General features: G+C 70.5%; 14 protein-coding genes. 6 read left to right on the top strand and 8 right to left on the bottom strand.

Annotated features, from left to right (window positions below; translation table 11 throughout):
- Position 1: 1 nt before the first annotated feature.
- Positions 2-1,528, bottom strand: a complete 1,527-nt coding sequence (locus AC3A6X_RS22695; RefSeq protein ID WP_487844323.1) for a metallophosphoesterase family protein — start codon at positions 1,526-1,528, stop codon at positions 2-4.
- A gap of 213 nt (positions 1,529-1,741) precedes the next feature.
- Between AC3A6X_RS22695 and AC3A6X_RS22690 the strand changes: the two genes are divergently transcribed.
- Positions 1,742-2,395 carry an N-acetyltransferase family protein gene (locus AC3A6X_RS22690; RefSeq protein ID WP_487844322.1) on the top strand — a complete coding sequence of 218 codons (654 nt, stop codon included), beginning with the start codon at positions 1,742-1,744 and terminating at the stop codon, positions 2,393-2,395.
- Positions 2,396-2,457: 62 nt separating this feature from the next.
- Entirely contained in the window at positions 2,458-3,891 is a 1,434-nt protein-coding gene (locus AC3A6X_RS22685) for a cytochrome P450 (protein WP_487844321.1), read from the top strand.
- A gap of 141 nt (positions 3,892-4,032) precedes the next feature.
- Here the strand turns inward: AC3A6X_RS22685 and AC3A6X_RS22680 are convergent, their stop codons facing one another.
- Positions 4,033-4,494, bottom strand: a complete 462-nt coding sequence (locus AC3A6X_RS22680; RefSeq protein WP_487844320.1) for a PaaI family thioesterase — start codon at positions 4,492-4,494, stop codon at positions 4,033-4,035.
- On the bottom strand, positions 4,491-5,102 hold the full coding sequence (locus AC3A6X_RS22675; protein WP_487844319.1) for a GAF domain-containing protein: 612 nt from the start codon (positions 5,100-5,102) through the stop codon (positions 4,491-4,493). The genes AC3A6X_RS22680 and AC3A6X_RS22675 overlap by 4 nt, the downstream gene beginning before the upstream one ends.
- 161 nt (positions 5,103-5,263) lie before the next feature.
- Here AC3A6X_RS22675 and AC3A6X_RS22670 point away from each other — a divergent pair, with 161 nt between their 5' ends.
- Positions 5,264-6,286, top strand: a complete 1,023-nt coding sequence (locus tag AC3A6X_RS22670) for a S1C family serine protease (RefSeq protein WP_487844318.1) — start codon at positions 5,264-5,266, stop codon at positions 6,284-6,286.
- A 175-nt stretch (positions 6,287-6,461) separates the two neighbouring features.
- On the top strand, positions 6,462-6,587 hold the full coding sequence (locus AC3A6X_RS22665) for a hypothetical protein (protein ID WP_258187060.1): 126 nt from the start codon (positions 6,462-6,464) through the stop codon (positions 6,585-6,587).
- Positions 6,588-6,602: 15 nt separating this feature from the next.
- Here AC3A6X_RS22665 and AC3A6X_RS22660 read toward each other — a convergent pair whose 3' ends face one another.
- The 5 genes from AC3A6X_RS22660 to AC3A6X_RS22640 all read right to left on the bottom strand — a co-directional run bounded on the left by AC3A6X_RS22660 (position 6,603) and on the right by AC3A6X_RS22640 (position 11,793).
- The gene (locus AC3A6X_RS22660; protein WP_309959223.1) at positions 6,603-7,487 is read right to left on the bottom strand and encodes a 2-hydroxy-3-oxopropionate reductase; all 885 of its coding nucleotides are present in this window, start codon (positions 7,485-7,487) and stop codon (positions 6,603-6,605) included.
- 12 nt (positions 7,488-7,499) lie between these two features.
- The gene (locus AC3A6X_RS22655; protein ID WP_487844317.1) at positions 7,500-8,297 is read right to left on the bottom strand and encodes an HpcH/HpaI aldolase family protein; all 798 of its coding nucleotides are present in this window, start codon (positions 8,295-8,297) and stop codon (positions 7,500-7,502) included.
- Between the two features lie 24 nt (positions 8,298-8,321).
- Entirely contained in the window at positions 8,322-9,656 is a 1,335-nt protein-coding gene (gene gudD, locus AC3A6X_RS22650) for a glucarate dehydratase (RefSeq protein ID WP_487844316.1), read from the bottom strand.
- An 11-nt stretch (positions 9,657-9,667) separates the two neighbouring features.
- Positions 9,668-10,627, bottom strand: coding sequence for a Bug family tripartite tricarboxylate transporter substrate binding protein (locus AC3A6X_RS22645; RefSeq protein WP_487844315.1), 960 nt, complete (start codon positions 10,625-10,627; stop codon positions 9,668-9,670).
- A 134-nt stretch (positions 10,628-10,761) separates the two neighbouring features.
- Positions 10,762-11,793 (bottom strand): LacI family DNA-binding transcriptional regulator, encoded by a 1,032-nt coding sequence (locus AC3A6X_RS22640; RefSeq protein WP_487844314.1) that lies wholly within the window; start codon positions 11,791-11,793, stop codon positions 10,762-10,764.
- A gap of 241 nt (positions 11,794-12,034) precedes the next feature.
- Between AC3A6X_RS22640 and AC3A6X_RS22635 the strand changes: the two genes are divergently transcribed.
- Positions 12,035-13,897 (top strand): serine/threonine-protein kinase, encoded by a 1,863-nt coding sequence (locus AC3A6X_RS22635; protein WP_487844313.1) that lies wholly within the window; start codon positions 12,035-12,037, stop codon positions 13,895-13,897.
- Positions 13,894-15,105 carry an OmpA family protein gene (locus AC3A6X_RS22630; protein WP_487844312.1) on the top strand — a complete coding sequence of 404 codons (1,212 nt, stop codon included), beginning with the start codon at positions 13,894-13,896 and terminating at the stop codon, positions 15,103-15,105. The genes AC3A6X_RS22635 and AC3A6X_RS22630 overlap by 4 nt, the downstream gene beginning before the upstream one ends.
- The last annotated feature ends 8 nt before the right edge of the window (positions 15,106-15,113 follow it).

Raw genomic sequence — 15,113 nt, 5'->3', positions numbered from 1 at the left:
GTCATGCCTTCACCCCTGCCGCGATCCTGGTCCGTGCACTCGCCATTGCTTGGACCGAGGCGCTGAAGAATTCGTCGAGCAGCAGCGTGGCGCGGCTCTGCGTGGCCTGTTGCGCGTGGCGCGAGAACGCCTCCCAGGCCGGTGCGCTGCGCTCGATACCGGCGGCCAGCGCCGCCAGCATCGGGTTGTCGCGATCGCGGAAGCCGCCGATGCCGCGGGCGTGCACGGGGGGCACGCGCCCGTTCACCGGATCGTTGAACAGGCGCAGCGATGCGATGTTCAGCGCATCGTCGATGAACATGGCCGAGGCGCCCTGCGTGCTGGTCATGGTGGGTTGATCCATCACCCAGCCGCCGGTGTTGAAGATGCCGACCGGCCGGTCGTAGCCCGGCACCGGCAGCTCGTCCTCGAACGGCTTGTGGCTGTGGCCGAAGACGAAGCTGAAATCCAGCGCCGAGGGCTGGAGCCCGGCCTGCTCGAGCTGCAGCTTCACCGGCCCCGAGAGGTACCAGCGCAGGTCCGCCACGTCGTCGGCGCTCATCACCTCGGCATAGCCGTCGCGCTGCGACTCGGCGCCCCGGCCCAGCGTGGCGTCGAGCGCGCCGAGCACGAGCTGGCTGACCGTGACGCCCTGGAACACGTCCGTGCTCCCGCTCATGCCGAAGTTCTGGTCGAGCTTGGCCACCAGCAAGGCGGCCAGCCGTTGCGAGAAGTCGTGCGATGCGGCGGCATCGCGCATCACCTCGTAGAGCTTGCCGGCGCCGGCCCCGGTGAGGCCGGAGCTGCCGAGGTCGGACCACATGAAGTCGACCCAGGCGCCGTTCTGGCCCTCCAGATCGGAGACCGTGACGGCGGCGGGGTTGCGTCCGGCGCTGCGGCCCGGGGCCTGCGCATTCAGCATCGTCATCACCCGGTACATCGGGTCGATGTAGTGCCCGTGGTGCAGCACCACGCAGCGCTTGCGCGACGCATCCAGCAGGCCGAGGTTGGGGTAGGCGATGTCCACCCGCGCGTCGGCCAGGCCGGGGCAGCCGGCGGCGATGCGCGTCAGCATCGCCGAGCCGATCCGGGAGGCCTCGGCCTCTTCGCCCGCAGGGTCGAACAGCGCGGTGTGCTTGATCAGGTCGTCCTCGACACGGCCCTGCTGCAGCGCGTCCTGGAACTGCTGGTCCTGCGCGATGCGCCAGAGGTGGTGGTCGTGGTTGCCGGGCACGTACAGCACGCGCGGGGCGAACACCGGACGGCCGCCGTCCTGCATCACCGTCTCCACGAAGCAGCGGAACGCGGCCGCCACGTCGCCCATCGGCGACAGGCCCATGTCGAGCACGTCGCCCAGCAGGATCAGGGTCGGGGGCGGGCCGTCCATGGTGGACAGCAATTCGCGCAAGGCGCTGCCGAAGGCGATCTGGGTGTCACTGGGACGGCCGGGGTCGGGCCGTCCCTGCGCGTCGGCGTAGGTCAGGATGCTGTAGGCCGCGCCGAGGTGGAGGTCGGACAGGCAGACATAACGGGGTGCTTTGAGGGCCATGGCTCGTAGAGTCGGTCGGACCCGGCGGGGCCCGTGCCGAACTGTCGCCGAAGGCAGCCGCGGAATCATGAATGCGGCCCTTAAACGTTCTGAATTCGAGAAGCCGGCGGCCGCCTGAAGCGCGCTTCAGAACGCTTCAGTAGTACTTAAGGACCGAACGGAGCCCGGCGCGAGATGCTTGCGCTCCTTTCACACAAGCCAACGGAAGAGCCCATGCCCAACGTGAACACCAGCCCGGCAGCAGCCATCGCCGCGACGCGTCGTGCCGTGGGAGTGCCCCGGCACGTGCGGCTGCGCAACGGTGCGCCCGCCCAGATCCGCGCCGTGCGCTCCGACGACGCAAGACGCTTCGGCGCCTTCGTCGCCAGGCTGTCGGCCGCCTCGCGCGGCGAGCGCTTCGGCCGCGGCCTGGGGGCCTGCTCGCCGGCGATGCTGGTGGACCTGGTCAACGTGGATGGCGTTCGCCATGTCGCTTTCGTGGCCACGCTCCGGCTGGATCGCGACGAGGAGGTGATCGGGGAGGCGCGCTACGACGTCAGCGCGGACGGCGACTGCGCGGAGCTGGCGCTCGTCGTGGGCGATACCTGGCAGGGCCAGGGGCTGGCCGACCACTTGCTCGATCTGCTGCTCGACTCGGCGCGCCATGCCGGCCTGCGCCGGCTTGTCTGCGAGGTGCCTTCCTCCAACCGCCGGGCGATCCGCTTCATGCAGCGCATGGGCTTCGTCGCCGGCCCGCAAGGGGCCGACCGGCCGGTGCTGCACATGGAGCGCAGCGTGGTCGCGCGGAAGCCGCAGGCGCCCGCGCCGCGGCCCGTGGACGTGCTGCGGCGCTGGCTGAGCAACCAGTTCTTCCAGTTCGGCTTCTGAATGGCTTTTTGCAGCGGGATAAGATTCCGCGCTTTTGGCGCCCCGGCGCGCGAAGGGACCCCATGGCGATCACCACCGATGGACCGCGTGCGGCTGCACCCGTGCGGCGCATTCGCGACCTGCCGGGGCCGCGCGGCCTGCCCGTGCTGGGCAATGCCCTTCAGATCGAGCGCGAGCGCCTGCACCAGAAGGTCGAGCAATGGGCGCGCGAGTACGGCGAGATCTACCGCTTCCGCATCGCCTCCCGCGAGTTCGTCGTCATCTCCAACCCGGCGACGGTCGCCGCGGTGCTGCGCGACCGGCCCGACGGATTCCGGCGCAGCGCCAAGCTCAACGCGGCGGCCCGCTCGCTCGGCTTCAATGGCCTGTTCACCGTCAACGGCGACGAATGGAGGCGGCACCGGCCCATGGTGCTGCGCGGCCTGGACCCGACCCACATCAAGGCCTTCCACTCCACGCTGGTGAAGGTCACGCAGCGTTTCGAGGGCCGCTGGCGCCGGGCCGTGGAGGCCGGACAGGCCATCGACCTGCAGGCCGACCTGATGCGCTACACCGTCGACGTGACCGCGGGCCTGGCCTTCGGCACGGACATCAACACGCTGGAGTCGGATGAGGAGGTGATCCAGCAGCACCTGGACAAGCTGCTGCCCGCGCTGGCCAAGCGCGTGCTGTCGCCGCTGCCGCGCTGGCTGACGCGGCGCGACCGGTCGGTGGAAGCGGACCTGGCCGCGGTGCACGGCGCCGTGAACGGCTTCATTGCCGCCGCGCGGCAACGGCTCGCCGACGAGCCTGAACTGCGCGAGCACCCCCGCAACCTCATCGAAGCCATGGTCGCCGAGCGCGACCGGCCCGGCTCCGACCTGAGCGACGAGGACGTTTCCGGCAACATGCTGACCATGCTGCTGGCCGGCGAGGACACGACGGCCAACACGCTGGCGTGGATGATCTGGCTGCTGCATCGCCATCCCGAGGCCGCGCAACGGGCCGCCGAGGAAGTGCGCCGCGTGCTCGGCACCGAGGCCCATCCCAGCCACGAGCAGCTGGGCCAGCTCGATTTCGTGGAAGCCTGCGCGCACGAGACGATGCGGCTGAAGCCGGTCGCTCCGCTCCTCATCCAGGAGGCGGTGCGCGACACGGTGGTGGGCGGCGTGGCGGTGCCCGCCGGCACGCCGGTGATGTGCCTGATGCGCCCCGGGGCCGTGAATGCCGCGCATTTCGCGGACCCCCAGGCCTTCCGGCCTGAGCGCTGGCTCGCCGGGGATGGCCCGGGCCGGGCCGCGGGCTCGGCCAAGCGGGTCGCCATGCCTTTCGGCGCCGGGCCGCGCACCTGCCCCGGCCGCTACCTTGCGTTGTCGGAGATGAAGATGGTGGCCGCCATGCTGCTGCGCGCCTTCGACATCGCGGACGTCTCGAACGCCGAGGGCACAGACGTGCAGGAGCGGCTGGCGTTCACGATGTCGCCCGTGGGGCTGAGGCTGCGGCTGCGAGCGCGCTAGGGCCGAAACCGGAAGCAAAAGGGCCGTTCTTGGATGCACGCCCGGCAGGCGGGGCGGGCTGGGCTCGGGGGTGTGGGAGTGTTGCGTGCATCTCGGAGGGCCGGTGCCCCCACCCCAACCCTCCCCCGGGAGGGGAGGGAGTCATCCCGCCTGCGCGCTCGCGGCGGCCCGCGCCACGAGCTTGAAGGTGCCGGTGGCCATCGCCACCAGCGTGCCATCCTCGGTGTGGACCTCACCACGCGCGAAGCTGATGGAGCGGCCGCGCCGGTCGCAATGGGCGGTTGCGACCAGGTCGCCGCCGCCGGCCGAGACGAAGTGCAGCGTGAGATCGATGGTGACCACGCCGAAGCCGGCGGGATCGTGCGAGCGCACGGCGGCCGCCAGTGTGCAGTCCAGCAGCGATGCGATGGCGCCGCCATGCACGTCGCCGCGGCTGTTGGTCTGTTCGGCCTGGTAGTGCATGCGGATGCGGGCCCGGTCGTGGCCGATGGCCTCGCCGCGCAGGGCCATGGCGCGCGCCATGGGCATCGGCAGGCCGAACAGCAGGCCAGGAGCTTCTCCCTGGAAGGCGTTCGCGTCGGGCAGGGCGGGGCTGCTCGTCATGCGACCTGGCTCACGTCCCTGCCGTTGCGCCTGGCTTGATCAATCAGTCGCGCAGTCATCTGGGCGGCCATCTGCAGACGCTTGAGGTCGCGCTCGGCGAGGGCGGGGTTCGGAGCGAAGCTGAAGCAGCAGAGCGTTCCGTAGACGGTTCCGTCGCACAGCCTGATCGGCGTGCTCATGTGGGCGCCGATCCGGAACGGGGTGCGCGGAAGCTCGGCAAAGTTGGTCAAGGTGTTGACGTCCCTCACCAACTGCGGGAGCCGGTCATCGATGACCTGCCGGCAAAAGCTGGCTTCTTCAGGGTCGGATGCACCTTCGATGACCACCTGCCTGCCGTCGGCCGGGTCCACGTTGCGAAAGGCGCGGCGGCCATCCTGGACGCACGAGACGAAGGCCACGTCCATCTGGAGATGCTCCCGCACGAGGCGAAGGACATCGCGGACAGCCCGATCGACCCGTTCGTCGTCCGCGTCGGCCGTGACGGCCGCGAACAACTTCAGATCCTTCTCGAACGCTTCGACGTTCCCGCGCCCATGCGTCCCGAATTCGCCATTGCTGCGCGCTTCGCGGATGGAAGCTTCGCCAATGGCGCGATCGCCAGTATCCATATCCCATCCTCATGTCCTCGCCCGAATGTAAGGTGCACGCCCCGTGCCTGACAAGCGCTATTGCCGGGCGCGCGAGACCTGTACCTGCGGCGCGTCGACCTGCCCAACCGGGCAGGTGCCGGCCCTCTTGCGCGCGGCTGCCGAGGCGCCATCTGCAGCAGATGCTGGAAGCCGCCTTCGAATCCCCAGAGCCGCTGGAAGGTCACATACCCGAACCGGCGCAGGACGCCCTGGTCGACGCCTATTCCCGCGCCGTGGCCGAGGTGGCCGACCGCGTGGGGCCGGCGGTGGTGCGGGTGCAGGGCGCCCCGGCCGGCCGGCGCGGCGGCTTCGGCTCCGGCGTGGTCATCGCCGGCGACGGCCTGGTGCTGACCAACAGCCACGTGGTCGGCGGCGCCCGGCGCGCCCGCATCGGCCTGGCCGAGGGCGGCGAGCGCGACGCCGAACTGCTGGGCGACGACCCCGCGACAGACCTCGCGCTGCTGCGCGCCGAGCTGCCGCGCGGAGCGACGGTCGCGACGCTGGGCGACTCCAAGCTGCTGCGGCGCGGCCACCTGGTGGTGGGCATCGGCAATCCGCTGGGCTTCGAGTCGACCATCACGGCCGGCATCGTCTCCGCGCTCGGCCGCTCCCTGCGTTCGCAGAGCGGGCACCTGATCGACGACGTGATCCAGACCGACGCCGCCCTCAACCCGGGCAACTCCGGCGGCGCGCTGGTGGCCGCCTCCGGGCTGGTGGTGGGCATCAACACGGCCATGATCGCGGGCGCCCAGGGCCTGGCCTTCGCGGTCTCCAGCAACACGGCACGCTTCGTCATCGGCGAGTTCATTGCCCACGGGCGCGTGCGGCGTGCTCACCTGGGCATCGCGGCGCAGACGGTGCCGCTGTCGCGGCGCGTGGCGCTGGCGGTGCAGGCCGGGCCGAATGCGGTGCGCATCGGCGAGGTGCTGGCCGGCGGCGCGGCCTACGAGGCCGGGCTGCGCGTGGGCGACATCCTGCTGGCGTTGGACGGGGTGGTGGTGGGCGGGGCCGACGACCTGCTGCGCCTGCTCGACGCCGCACGCATCGGGCGCACGGTGCAGGTGTCGCTGCTGCGCGAAGGGCGGCAGGTCATGCGCACGGTGACGCCGCATGAGACGCCGGGCCGCTCTCAAGGCGAATACGGCAGCCGAAGGCGAAGGTAGTCCAGTGAACGCGTGCAATCGATGCGCGCGGGTTGAGATGCAAGCTTGTTGCGCAATGGTGACGCATTGCACGATTGGCCCCAGGCCAATCGGCCGTTGGGCCGTTTGGCCGATAGGCAGGCGCGCACTTCGGGCCTAGCATGACATCGCAACCTTCTTCTGGGAGTTCGACGCCATGGACACCAAACACGCCAGCCTTCAGCCGCAAGACCCGGTCGCCGCCAAGCTCGGGACCTACATCACCCGCGCCGGGATCGCCCTGGCCGCCATCCTCTTCGCGCTGTCGTACCTGCGCGGCTGACGCGGCCCGCCGCGTCTACTCCCCGTCCGGCGCCACCGGGTGCGCCGCCATCTGCTCGAGCGCCTTGACCAGGGCCGAGTGATCCAGCTGGTCCCAGCCGTGCGCGGCGCAGGACTGCATCAGTTGCGCGGCCGACGCCGTTTGCGGCAACGACACCCCCATCGAACGTGCGCCGGCCAGCGCCAGGCTCAGGTCCTTCTGGTGCAGCGCGATGCGAAAGCCCGGGTTGAAGGTGCGCTTGATCATGCGCTCCCCATGCACCTCCAGGATGCGGCTGGCCGCGAAGCCGCCCATCAGCGCCTGCCGCACCTTGGCCGGATCGGCGCCCGCCTTGCTCGCGAACACCAGCGCCTCGCCCACCGCGGCGATGTTCAGCGCCACGATGATCTGGTTCGCCACCTTGGTGGTCTGGCCATCGCCGTTGCCACCGACCAGAGTGATGTTCTTGCCCATCTTCTCGAACAGCGGCTTCGCGCGCTCGAAGGCGGCCTCGGGCCCGCCCACCATGATGGTCAGGCTGGCGGCCTTGGCGCCCACCTCGCCGCCGGAGACCGGCGCGTCCAGGTAGTCGCAGCCGAGCTCGTTGATCTTCGCGGCGAAGCGCTTGGTGTCGATGGGCGAGATCGAGCTCATGTCGATCACCAGCTTGCCCTTCGACAGGCCGGCGGCCACGCCCTCCTCGCCGAGCAGCACCTGCTCGACGTCGGGCGTGTCGGGCAGCATGAGGATCACCACCTCGGCCGCGCGCGCGACCTCGGCGTTGGTCTTGCAGACGGTGGCGCCCTTCAGCGCATCCGGCACCTTGCTGCGGGTGCGCACGATCATCTCGTGGCCGGCCTGCATCAGGTTCTGCGCCATCGGCGCGCCCATGATGCCCAGCCCGATGAATCCGATCTTCATGTCGATGTCCTTTCAGTAGGTGGAGGAGTTGGAGGGCGTCGCGCTCGGCGCCGTGGCGCGCATCTTGGCCAATACTTGCTGGGCGCCGGCGGCGATCAGGCGCGCGTCGGAGCTCACGGTGACGAACTGGAAGCCCTTGGCGACGCGGGCCAGCGCGCCCTCGGCCGTGCCGTTGTGGATGCCGGCAACCAGCCCATGGGCCTTGGCGCGCTCGAGGATGTGGTCAATGGCCTGCGCCACGGGCGGGTCGACGTCATCGAAGACCGGGCGGCAGTCGAGTGCCAGCGAAAGATCCGAAGGGCCGATGTAGACCGCGTCCAGGCCCTCGACCGACAGGATGTCGTCCAGGTTGTCCAGCGCCTGCGCGGTCTCGATCATCGCGAAGGTGACGATGGTGTCGTTCGCCTGCTGCGGGTAGTCGGCGCCGCCGTAGAGCAGGGCGCGCACCGGGCCGAAGCTGCGCGTGCCGCGCGGCGCGTAGTGGGTGTAGGCCACCAGGCGCTGCGCTTCCTCGCGCGTGTTGACCATCGGGCAGATCACGCCGTAGGCGCCGGCGTCCAGCGCCTTCATCAGCGCGGCCGGGTCGAGCCAGGGCACGCGCACCACCGGCACCGTGTCGGTGGTGGAGATGGCCTGCAGCATGCCGACCATGGCCTGGTAGTCGACCACGCCATGCTGGAGATCGATGGTCAGCGAATCCCAGCCCTGGTGGGCCATGGTCTCGGCCGAGAAGCCGTTGGGGATGGCCAGCCAGCCGTTGACGGCGGCCCCACCAGACTTCCACAGCGTGCGCAGGCGGTTCTCTCTCATGGGGCTTTCCTTCAGGAGGGTGGGTCAGCGGACGAAGGCGGGGCGCTTCGGATCGAAGGTCCAGCCGGGGATCAGATATTGCATCGCGGCCGCGTCGTCGCGCGCACCCAAGCCATGCTGCTTGTAGAGCTGGTGCGCCTTCTCGACCTCGGCCATGTCCAGCTCGACGCCCAGCCCGGGCTTCTTCGGCACCTGCACCAGGCCGCCTTCGATCTTCAACGGCTCCTTGGTGAGGCGCTGGCCGTCCTGCCAGATCCAGTGCGTGTCGATGGCGGTCACGCGCCCCGGTGCCGCGGCACCCACGTGCGTGAACATGGCGAGCGAGACATCGAAGTGGTTGTTGGAATGCGAGCCCCAGGTCAGGCCCCAGTCGCGGCAGGTCTGGGCCACGCGCACCGAGCCGGCCATGGTCCAGAAATGCGGGTCGGCCAGCGGGATGTCGACCGACTGCAGCGACAGCGCGTGGTTGAGCTGGCGCCAGTCGGTGGCGATCATGTTGGTCGCGGTCGGCAGGCCGGTGGCGCGGCGGAACTCGGCCATCACCTCGCGGCCCGAGAAGCCTTCTTCCGCGCCGCAGGGGTCTTCGGCATAGGCGACCACGCCGCGCATGCGCTGGCCAAGGCGGATCGCATCCTTCAGGAGCCAGCCGCCGTTCGGGTCGAGCGTGACGCGCGCCTCGGGGAAGCGCTCGTGCAGCGCGACCACGGCATCGACTTCCTCGTCCCCGCGCAGCACGCCGCCCTTGAGCTTGAAGTCGTTGAAGCCGTAGCGGGCCTTGGCCGCCTCGGCCAGGCGCACGATGGCCTCGGGCGTCATGGCCTTCTCGTGGCGCAGGCGCGACCAGTCGTCGGCGGCATCGGCCTCGCGTGCGTAGGGCAGGTCGGTCTTGTCGCGGTCGCCGACGTAGAAGAGGTAGCCCAGCATCTCCACCGCCTCGCGCTGCTGGCCTTCGCCGAGCAGCGCGGCCACCGGCACGTCCAGGTGCTGGCCCAGCAGGTCGAGCAGCGCGGCCTCGATGGCCGTCGCCGCGTGGATGGTGGTGCGCAGGTCGAAGGTCTGCAGGCCGCGGCCGCCGCTGTCGCGGTCGGCGAACTTCTTCTGCACCTGCTGCAGCACCCGCTGGTGCGCGCCGATGGGCTGGCCAACGACCAGTTCGCGCGCGTCTTCCAGGGTCTGGCGGATCTTCTCGCCGCCGGGCACCTCGCCGACGCCGGTGCGGCCGGCACTGTCGGTCAGCACCAGCAGGTTGCGGGTGAAGAAGGGACCATGGGCGCCGCTCAGGTTGAGCAGCATGCTGTCGCGGCCGGCGACCGGGATGGCGCGCAGCTCGGTGATGACGGGGGTGGTGTTGTTGGACATGGGGGCCTCGATCAATCGATGGTGATCTTGCCGGTCTCGATGACTTTCTTCCAGCGATCAAACTCTTGTTTCTGAAAGCTTGCGAACTGGGCCGGCGTGTTGCCGACCACCTCGAGGCCGATCGCGGTGAACTGCTGCTTGACGGCCGGCTCGTTGAGCGCCGCCACCATCGCCTCGCTGGCCTTGGCGCGCACGGCCGGCGGCAGGCCCTTGGGCGCGACGATGGCCTGCCACGAATACACCTCCACGTTCTTCACGCCGGCCTCGGCCATGGTGGGCACGTCGGGCAGCACCGGCGAGCGCTTCTCACCGGTCACCGCGAGCGCCTTGAGCTTGCCGCTCTTGATGTGAGGTATCACCGCGTTGACGTTCTGGAAGGACGCTTCGACCTGGCCGCCGAGCAGGTCGGTGATGGCCGGCGCGCCGCCCTTGTAGGGCACATGCAGGCCGGTCGTGCCGGTCTGCTGCCAGAACAGCTCGGCCGTGAGGTGGTCGCTGGAGCCGTTGCCAGAGGATGCGAAGGTCATCTTGCCGGGGTTCTTTTTCTCGTAAGCGATCACGTCGGCCACCGTCTTGTGCGCCGAGGCGGCGGGCACCACCAGCACGTTGGGCGCCTGCACCGCCACAGTGATCAGGTCGAAATCCTTCAGCGCGTCGTATTGCAGGCCCTTGATCAGGTGCGGCGCGATCACCAGCGGCCCGAGCGAGGTGACGAGGAAGCTGGAGCCGTCCGCAGCGGCGCGCTTGACCTGGGTCGCGCCGATGGTGCCGGTGGCGCCGGCCTTGTTGTCCACCAGGAAGGGCTGGCCGAGCTTCTCGGTGAGCTTGGGGGTGATGGCGCGCGCCACCATGTCGGTCGAGCCGCCGGCCGGGAAGGGGACGACCAGCGTCACCGGTTTCTGGGGCCATTCCTGGGCGTGGGCGAGGCAGGCGGTCAGGCCGATGGCCAGGGCGCCGAGCAGTTTCTTCATGAGGCTTGTCTCCAAAAGTGAAAAGTGGATCGCAGCTGCTTTGAGCGGTTGGGCTGGTAGCGCTACCGTAGATGGCTTGAATGGTAGCGCTACCGTTCGTGGCGTCAAGTCCTCTTACCTAGGGTTTTCACGGGTCAGGCGCTGGCCCGGTCGACGATCGAGAAGCCGATGTCCACCACCCGCTCGGCCACCTCGCGCCCCTCCGCGCGCTCCACGATGAAGCGCGCCGCCTGCCTTCCGATGGCCGCACTGTCGATGCGCACGGTGCTCAGCGCCGGGTGCAGGTCGGCCGCGAACTCCAGGTCGCCGAAACCGACCACGGCCAGCTGCTGCGGCACCGCGATGCCGCGGGCCTGGGCCTCGGTCATCACGCCCAGGGCCAGCAGGTCGGAGCTGCAGAACACTGCGTCGATGCCTGGCGTGCCGGCGAGCAGCTCGGCCAGCGCGCGGCGCCCGCTCCCCAGCGTGGTCGGCGCGGGGACGTAGATCAGCGGCACCTCGGGCAGGCCGGCGGTGCGCGCCGTGTCGCAGAACGCCTGGTGGCGCCGGCGCGAGCGTTCGTCATCCCCGGCCACCACTGCCAGCCGGCGCCGGCCCTTGGCGCGGAGGAAGTCGACCACCGCGCGTCCCACCTCGGCATGCGAGAAGCCCACCAGCATGTCCAGCGGCGTGGGCGTGAGGTCCCAGGTCTCGACCACCGGAATGCCGGCAGCCAGCAGGCGTCGCCGGCCTTCGACCGAATGCAGGATGCCGGTCAGCACGATGCCGTCGGGCCGGCGGCCGATGATGGCTTCGAGCAATGCGTCCTCGCGCGAATCGGTGTAGCCGCTCTGGCCCAACATCAGCTGGTAGCCCTGCTCGGCCAGTGCCTCGGTGAGCGACTGCACGGTCTGCAGGAACACCGGCCCCGCGATCGTCGGCACCACCGCGGCCACCAGCCGGCTGCGCGTCGAGGCCAGGCCGCCGGCCATCACGTTGCGCACGTAGCCCGTGCGGGCGACGGCATCCGTCACCTTCCTGAGCACTTCGGGCGAGACCTGGGCCGGCGTGTTGAGCGCCCGCGACGCCGTGATGGGCGCGACGCCGGCCAGCTTGGCCACGTCGTGCAGCGTGACGGCGCCGCTGCCACGGCGGCTGCGACGTGCGGGAGGAGCCTCGGCTTTCATCCGGGCGATTCTAGAACGGCGATAGCGCTACCGTCATGCGCTGCTACACAGGCCTGGCGCCGAGGGGTGGGTGCTGCGGAGCCTCCTTTCGGCTAGTCCTTCTGGTGAATGCTTCCGTTTGCAACAAGCAGTAGAGTCAATGCTCACCTAGGGGATCCGACGCCATGGCCAAGCAGATCTACATCACGCGACTCGGGGCTTGCAATCGGAGCGGGCGGCCGGTCGGCGCGGCCTGAATGCCATGGACAGCCTTGCCACCCTCACCCTGCCCGTCGCGCCCGACCCGGCGACCGTGAGCAGCGACTGGCCCACGCAGCAGGCCGACTGGGCCGAGTTCGAACGCGACGGCGCGCGCGCCCTGCCCGAAGGCCTGCGGCTGCACGACTACGAAATCGTCGGGCCGATCGGCGAAGGCGGCTTCGGCGTCGTCTACCTGGCCTGGGACCACGCGCAGGAGCGCCATGTCGCGATCAAGGAATACCTGCCGGCCGTGCTGGCCGCACGCGCCAGCGCCTCCACCGCGGTGGTCGTCAAGTCGCCGCGCCACCAGGACAGCTTCCGCATCGGGCTGCGCGCCTTCGTCAACGAAGCACGCATCCTGGCTCGCTTCGACCACCCCTCGCTGGTGCGTGTGCTGCAGCACTGGGAGGACAACGGCACGGCTTACATGGCGATGCCCTACTACCAGGGCCCGACGCTGGCACACGCGCTGGCCGAGCTGGGGCGTCCCCCCGAGGAGGCCGAGCTGCGCGCGTGGCTGCGCCCGCTGCTCGACGCGCTCGGCAAAATGCACGCGCTGAGCTGCTTCCACCGCGACGTCGCGCCCGACAACATCCTGCTCACCGACACCGGCCCCGTGCTGCTGGACTTCGGCGCCGCGCGGCGCGTGATCGACAGCGCCGGACAGTCGTCGGCCGTGGTGTTCAAGCCCGGCTTCACGCCCATCGAACAGTACGGCGAACTCGCCTCGATGCGGCAGGGGCCCTGGACCGACCTGTATGCGCTGGCGGCGGTGGTGTATGCCGCGATCACCGGGCAGCCGCCGATCTCATCGATGGAACGCATGCCGGACGACCCCCTGCAGCCGCTGCGCGAACTCGCGCACGGCCGCTATGGCGAGCCCTTCCTGGCCGTCATCGACGCGGCGCTGTCGGTGCTTCCGCAGGACCGCCCGCAGAGCGCGGCCGAGTTCGCGGCCCGGATGGGCGCCGATGCCCCGGCGTGCGAGACGGGCGGCGATGCCGCGGCCTGCGCGCCCAGCGAGCCGCCGGCGGTGGAGGCAGCGAAGGCGCCTGCACTGTACGCCGCGGCCCGGAGTTTCGTGCCTGCGATCGCCCGGCCGGCGGTGCCCAGAGTCCAGCTCTTTGCGGCGATGCCGCCGCGCCCGCGCCCGACGCCGGCGCCGGTTCGCCGCAACCGCTTCAAGCTCTCGGCGCTGGCGGCGACAGCGGCCGTGCTGGTCGGCTTGGTGACCGCCGGGCACTACCGCATCGGCGATCCGACCCGGACAGAGCCGCCGATGGCCGTGCTGGCCACCTTGCCTGCGGCGCCCGCTGCAGCGCCGGCACCCGCGGCTGCGGCTGCGGCTGCGGCTGCGGCTGCGGCTGCGGCTGCGGCTGCGGCTGCGACTGCGACTGCGGCTGCGGCTGCGACTGCGGCTGCAGCTGCGGCGCCCCGGGTGCCTGCCGTGCGGGTGGCAGCGATCCCACCGGCGACAGCGGAACCTGCGCCGGCCCAGGTGCAGCCCCTGCGCGTCGTCGCCGTGCCATCGGCGCCGCTGGATGCACCGGAGCCCGCAGCGATCGCCGAGGCCTTGCCATCGCGTGGCCGCGCTGCGCAGCCGGCCGTCGCACCTACACCGCTGCGCGTCGACACCTTGCCCGCGAAGGCGTCGCGCGCTCCCGTCCAGGCGTCGCGCCCACAAGCGGAGCCGGCGCGCCCGGCCCGGCGCGAGACGCGCACGCCGGCGGCCGAGCCACCGCCCAGCGTGGTGGCCGCGGCCGCGCCGGCCCGTGCCGGCCACTGCAGCGAGCTGCTGCTGCGCGCCTCGCTCGAACCTCTGGGCGCCGGGGAGGCGGCCGTTCTGAAAAAGGGATGCGAATGACGATGACGACCTTCACCCGCTGCCGCGGAGCCCTGTCCCTGTCCGGCGTCCTGCTGCTCGTGGCTGGCCTCGCCGGCTGCGCGACCCCCGCGCCGCCGCCGCCCTCCAAGGCCGAGCTGCCCTTCGACCAGGCCGTCGCCCAGGCCACCGACGGGCTGGTCATGCAGACGCCGAAGCAGCCGGCCCTGATCGCGCGGATGAGCGCCAAGCGCGGCGTGGTGCTCGACCCGATGATCGACGCCCGCAGCGCCCAGCAGACCGTCGCCACGCAGCAGCTGCAGGAGCGGGTCAGCGAGCGCATCGGCTCGAAGCACGAGTCGATGGAGATCCTGCCTTTCCAGCGCGCGAACCTGGCCAAGGCCCGCTACCTGCTCACCGGCACCATGACGCGGCTGTCGGTCGAGCAGGCGCGCAGCCCGCTGCGCATCGACCTGGCGTTGACCGAGCTGGCCAGCGGCATGGTGGTGGCCCAGTCCTCGGTGGTGGCGCGCGACGACGGCCTGGACCACACGCCGCTGCCCTACTACCAGGACACGCCCGTGCCCATCAAGGACCCGATCATCGAAAGCTACGTGCGCACCACCGCCACGCCGGCGGGCCAGCGGGCCGACCCGTACTACCTGGAGCGCATCGCAGTGGCACCGACGATCAAGGACGCCACCACGCACTACAACGCCGAGCGCTACCAGGACGCACTGACGCAGTACAACAGCGCCGCCGGCGGCACGGCCAGCGACGCCCAGCTGCGCGTGCTCAACGGCATCTACCTGAGCTCGGCCAAGCTGGGCCGCACGGCCGAGGCCGAGCAGGCCTTCGGCAAGATCGTCGCCTACGGCATCGCCCAGCAGCAGCTGGGCGTGAAGTTCCTGTTCAACCCGGGCGGCACCGTCTTCTGGTCCGACGCCAAGATCAGCGGCCCCTACCCGATGTGGTTGCGCGAGATCGCCAAGGCCAGCGCCGGTGCCAATGTCTGCATGGACATCGTCGGCCACACCAGCCGCACCGGCTCGGCGGCCTTCAACGACACCCTGTCGGTGCAACGGGCGCGCTACATCCGGCAGCGGCTCATCGGCGAAGCCATGGAACTGAGCGATCGCACCAAGACCAGCGGCAAGGGCTTTCGCGAGAACATCATCGGCAGCGGCACCGACGACGCGGTCGACGCGCTGGACCGCCGAGTCGAGTTCAGGATCGTGGGCTGCGGCTGAGCGCCGCG

This window comes from Variovorax sp. Soil_C_12 (genome assembly GCF_057657375.1).
The sequence above is the reverse complement of the archived record's forward strand: the minus strand, read 5'-3'. Positions and strand labels throughout refer to the sequence as shown.

Bases quoted from the DNA above. Each gene is read 5' to 3' on its own strand.
- AC3A6X_RS22630 (WP_487844312.1), top strand. From the start codon at position 13,894: ATGACGATGACGACCTTCACCCGCTGCCGCGGAGCCCTGTCCCTGTCC.
- AC3A6X_RS22695 (WP_487844323.1), bottom strand. From the start codon at position 1,528: ATGGCCCTCAAAGCACCCCGTTATGTCTGCCTGTCCGACCTCCACCTC.
- AC3A6X_RS22675 (WP_487844319.1), bottom strand. From the start codon at position 5,102: ATGGATACTGGCGATCGCGCCATTGGCGAAGCTTCCATCCGCGAAGCG.
- AC3A6X_RS22670 (WP_487844318.1), top strand. From the start codon at position 5,264: ATGCTGGAAGCCGCCTTCGAATCCCCAGAGCCGCTGGAAGGTCACATA.
- AC3A6X_RS22660 (WP_309959223.1), bottom strand. From the start codon at position 7,487: ATGAAGATCGGATTCATCGGGCTGGGCATCATGGGCGCGCCGATGGCG.
- AC3A6X_RS22655 (WP_487844317.1), bottom strand. From the start codon at position 8,297: ATGAGAGAGAACCGCCTGCGCACGCTGTGGAAGTCTGGTGGGGCCGCC.
- AC3A6X_RS22645 (WP_487844315.1), bottom strand. From the start codon at position 10,627: ATGAAGAAACTGCTCGGCGCCCTGGCCATCGGCCTGACCGCCTGCCTC.
- AC3A6X_RS22640 (WP_487844314.1), bottom strand. From the start codon at position 11,793: ATGAAAGCCGAGGCTCCTCCCGCACGTCGCAGCCGCCGTGGCAGCGGC.
- AC3A6X_RS22680 (WP_487844320.1), bottom strand. From the start codon at position 4,494: ATGACGAGCAGCCCCGCCCTGCCCGACGCGAACGCCTTCCAGGGAGAA.
- AC3A6X_RS22635 (WP_487844313.1), top strand. From the start codon at position 12,035: ATGGACAGCCTTGCCACCCTCACCCTGCCCGTCGCGCCCGACCCGGCG.
- AC3A6X_RS22665 (WP_258187060.1), top strand. From the start codon at position 6,462: ATGGACACCAAACACGCCAGCCTTCAGCCGCAAGACCCGGTCGCCGCC.
- AC3A6X_RS22690 (WP_487844322.1), top strand. From the start codon at position 1,742: ATGCCCAACGTGAACACCAGCCCGGCAGCAGCCATCGCCGCGACGCGT.
- gudD (WP_487844316.1), bottom strand. From the start codon at position 9,656: ATGTCCAACAACACCACCCCCGTCATCACCGAGCTGCGCGCCATCCCG.
- AC3A6X_RS22685 (WP_487844321.1), top strand. From the start codon at position 2,458: ATGGCGATCACCACCGATGGACCGCGTGCGGCTGCACCCGTGCGGCGC.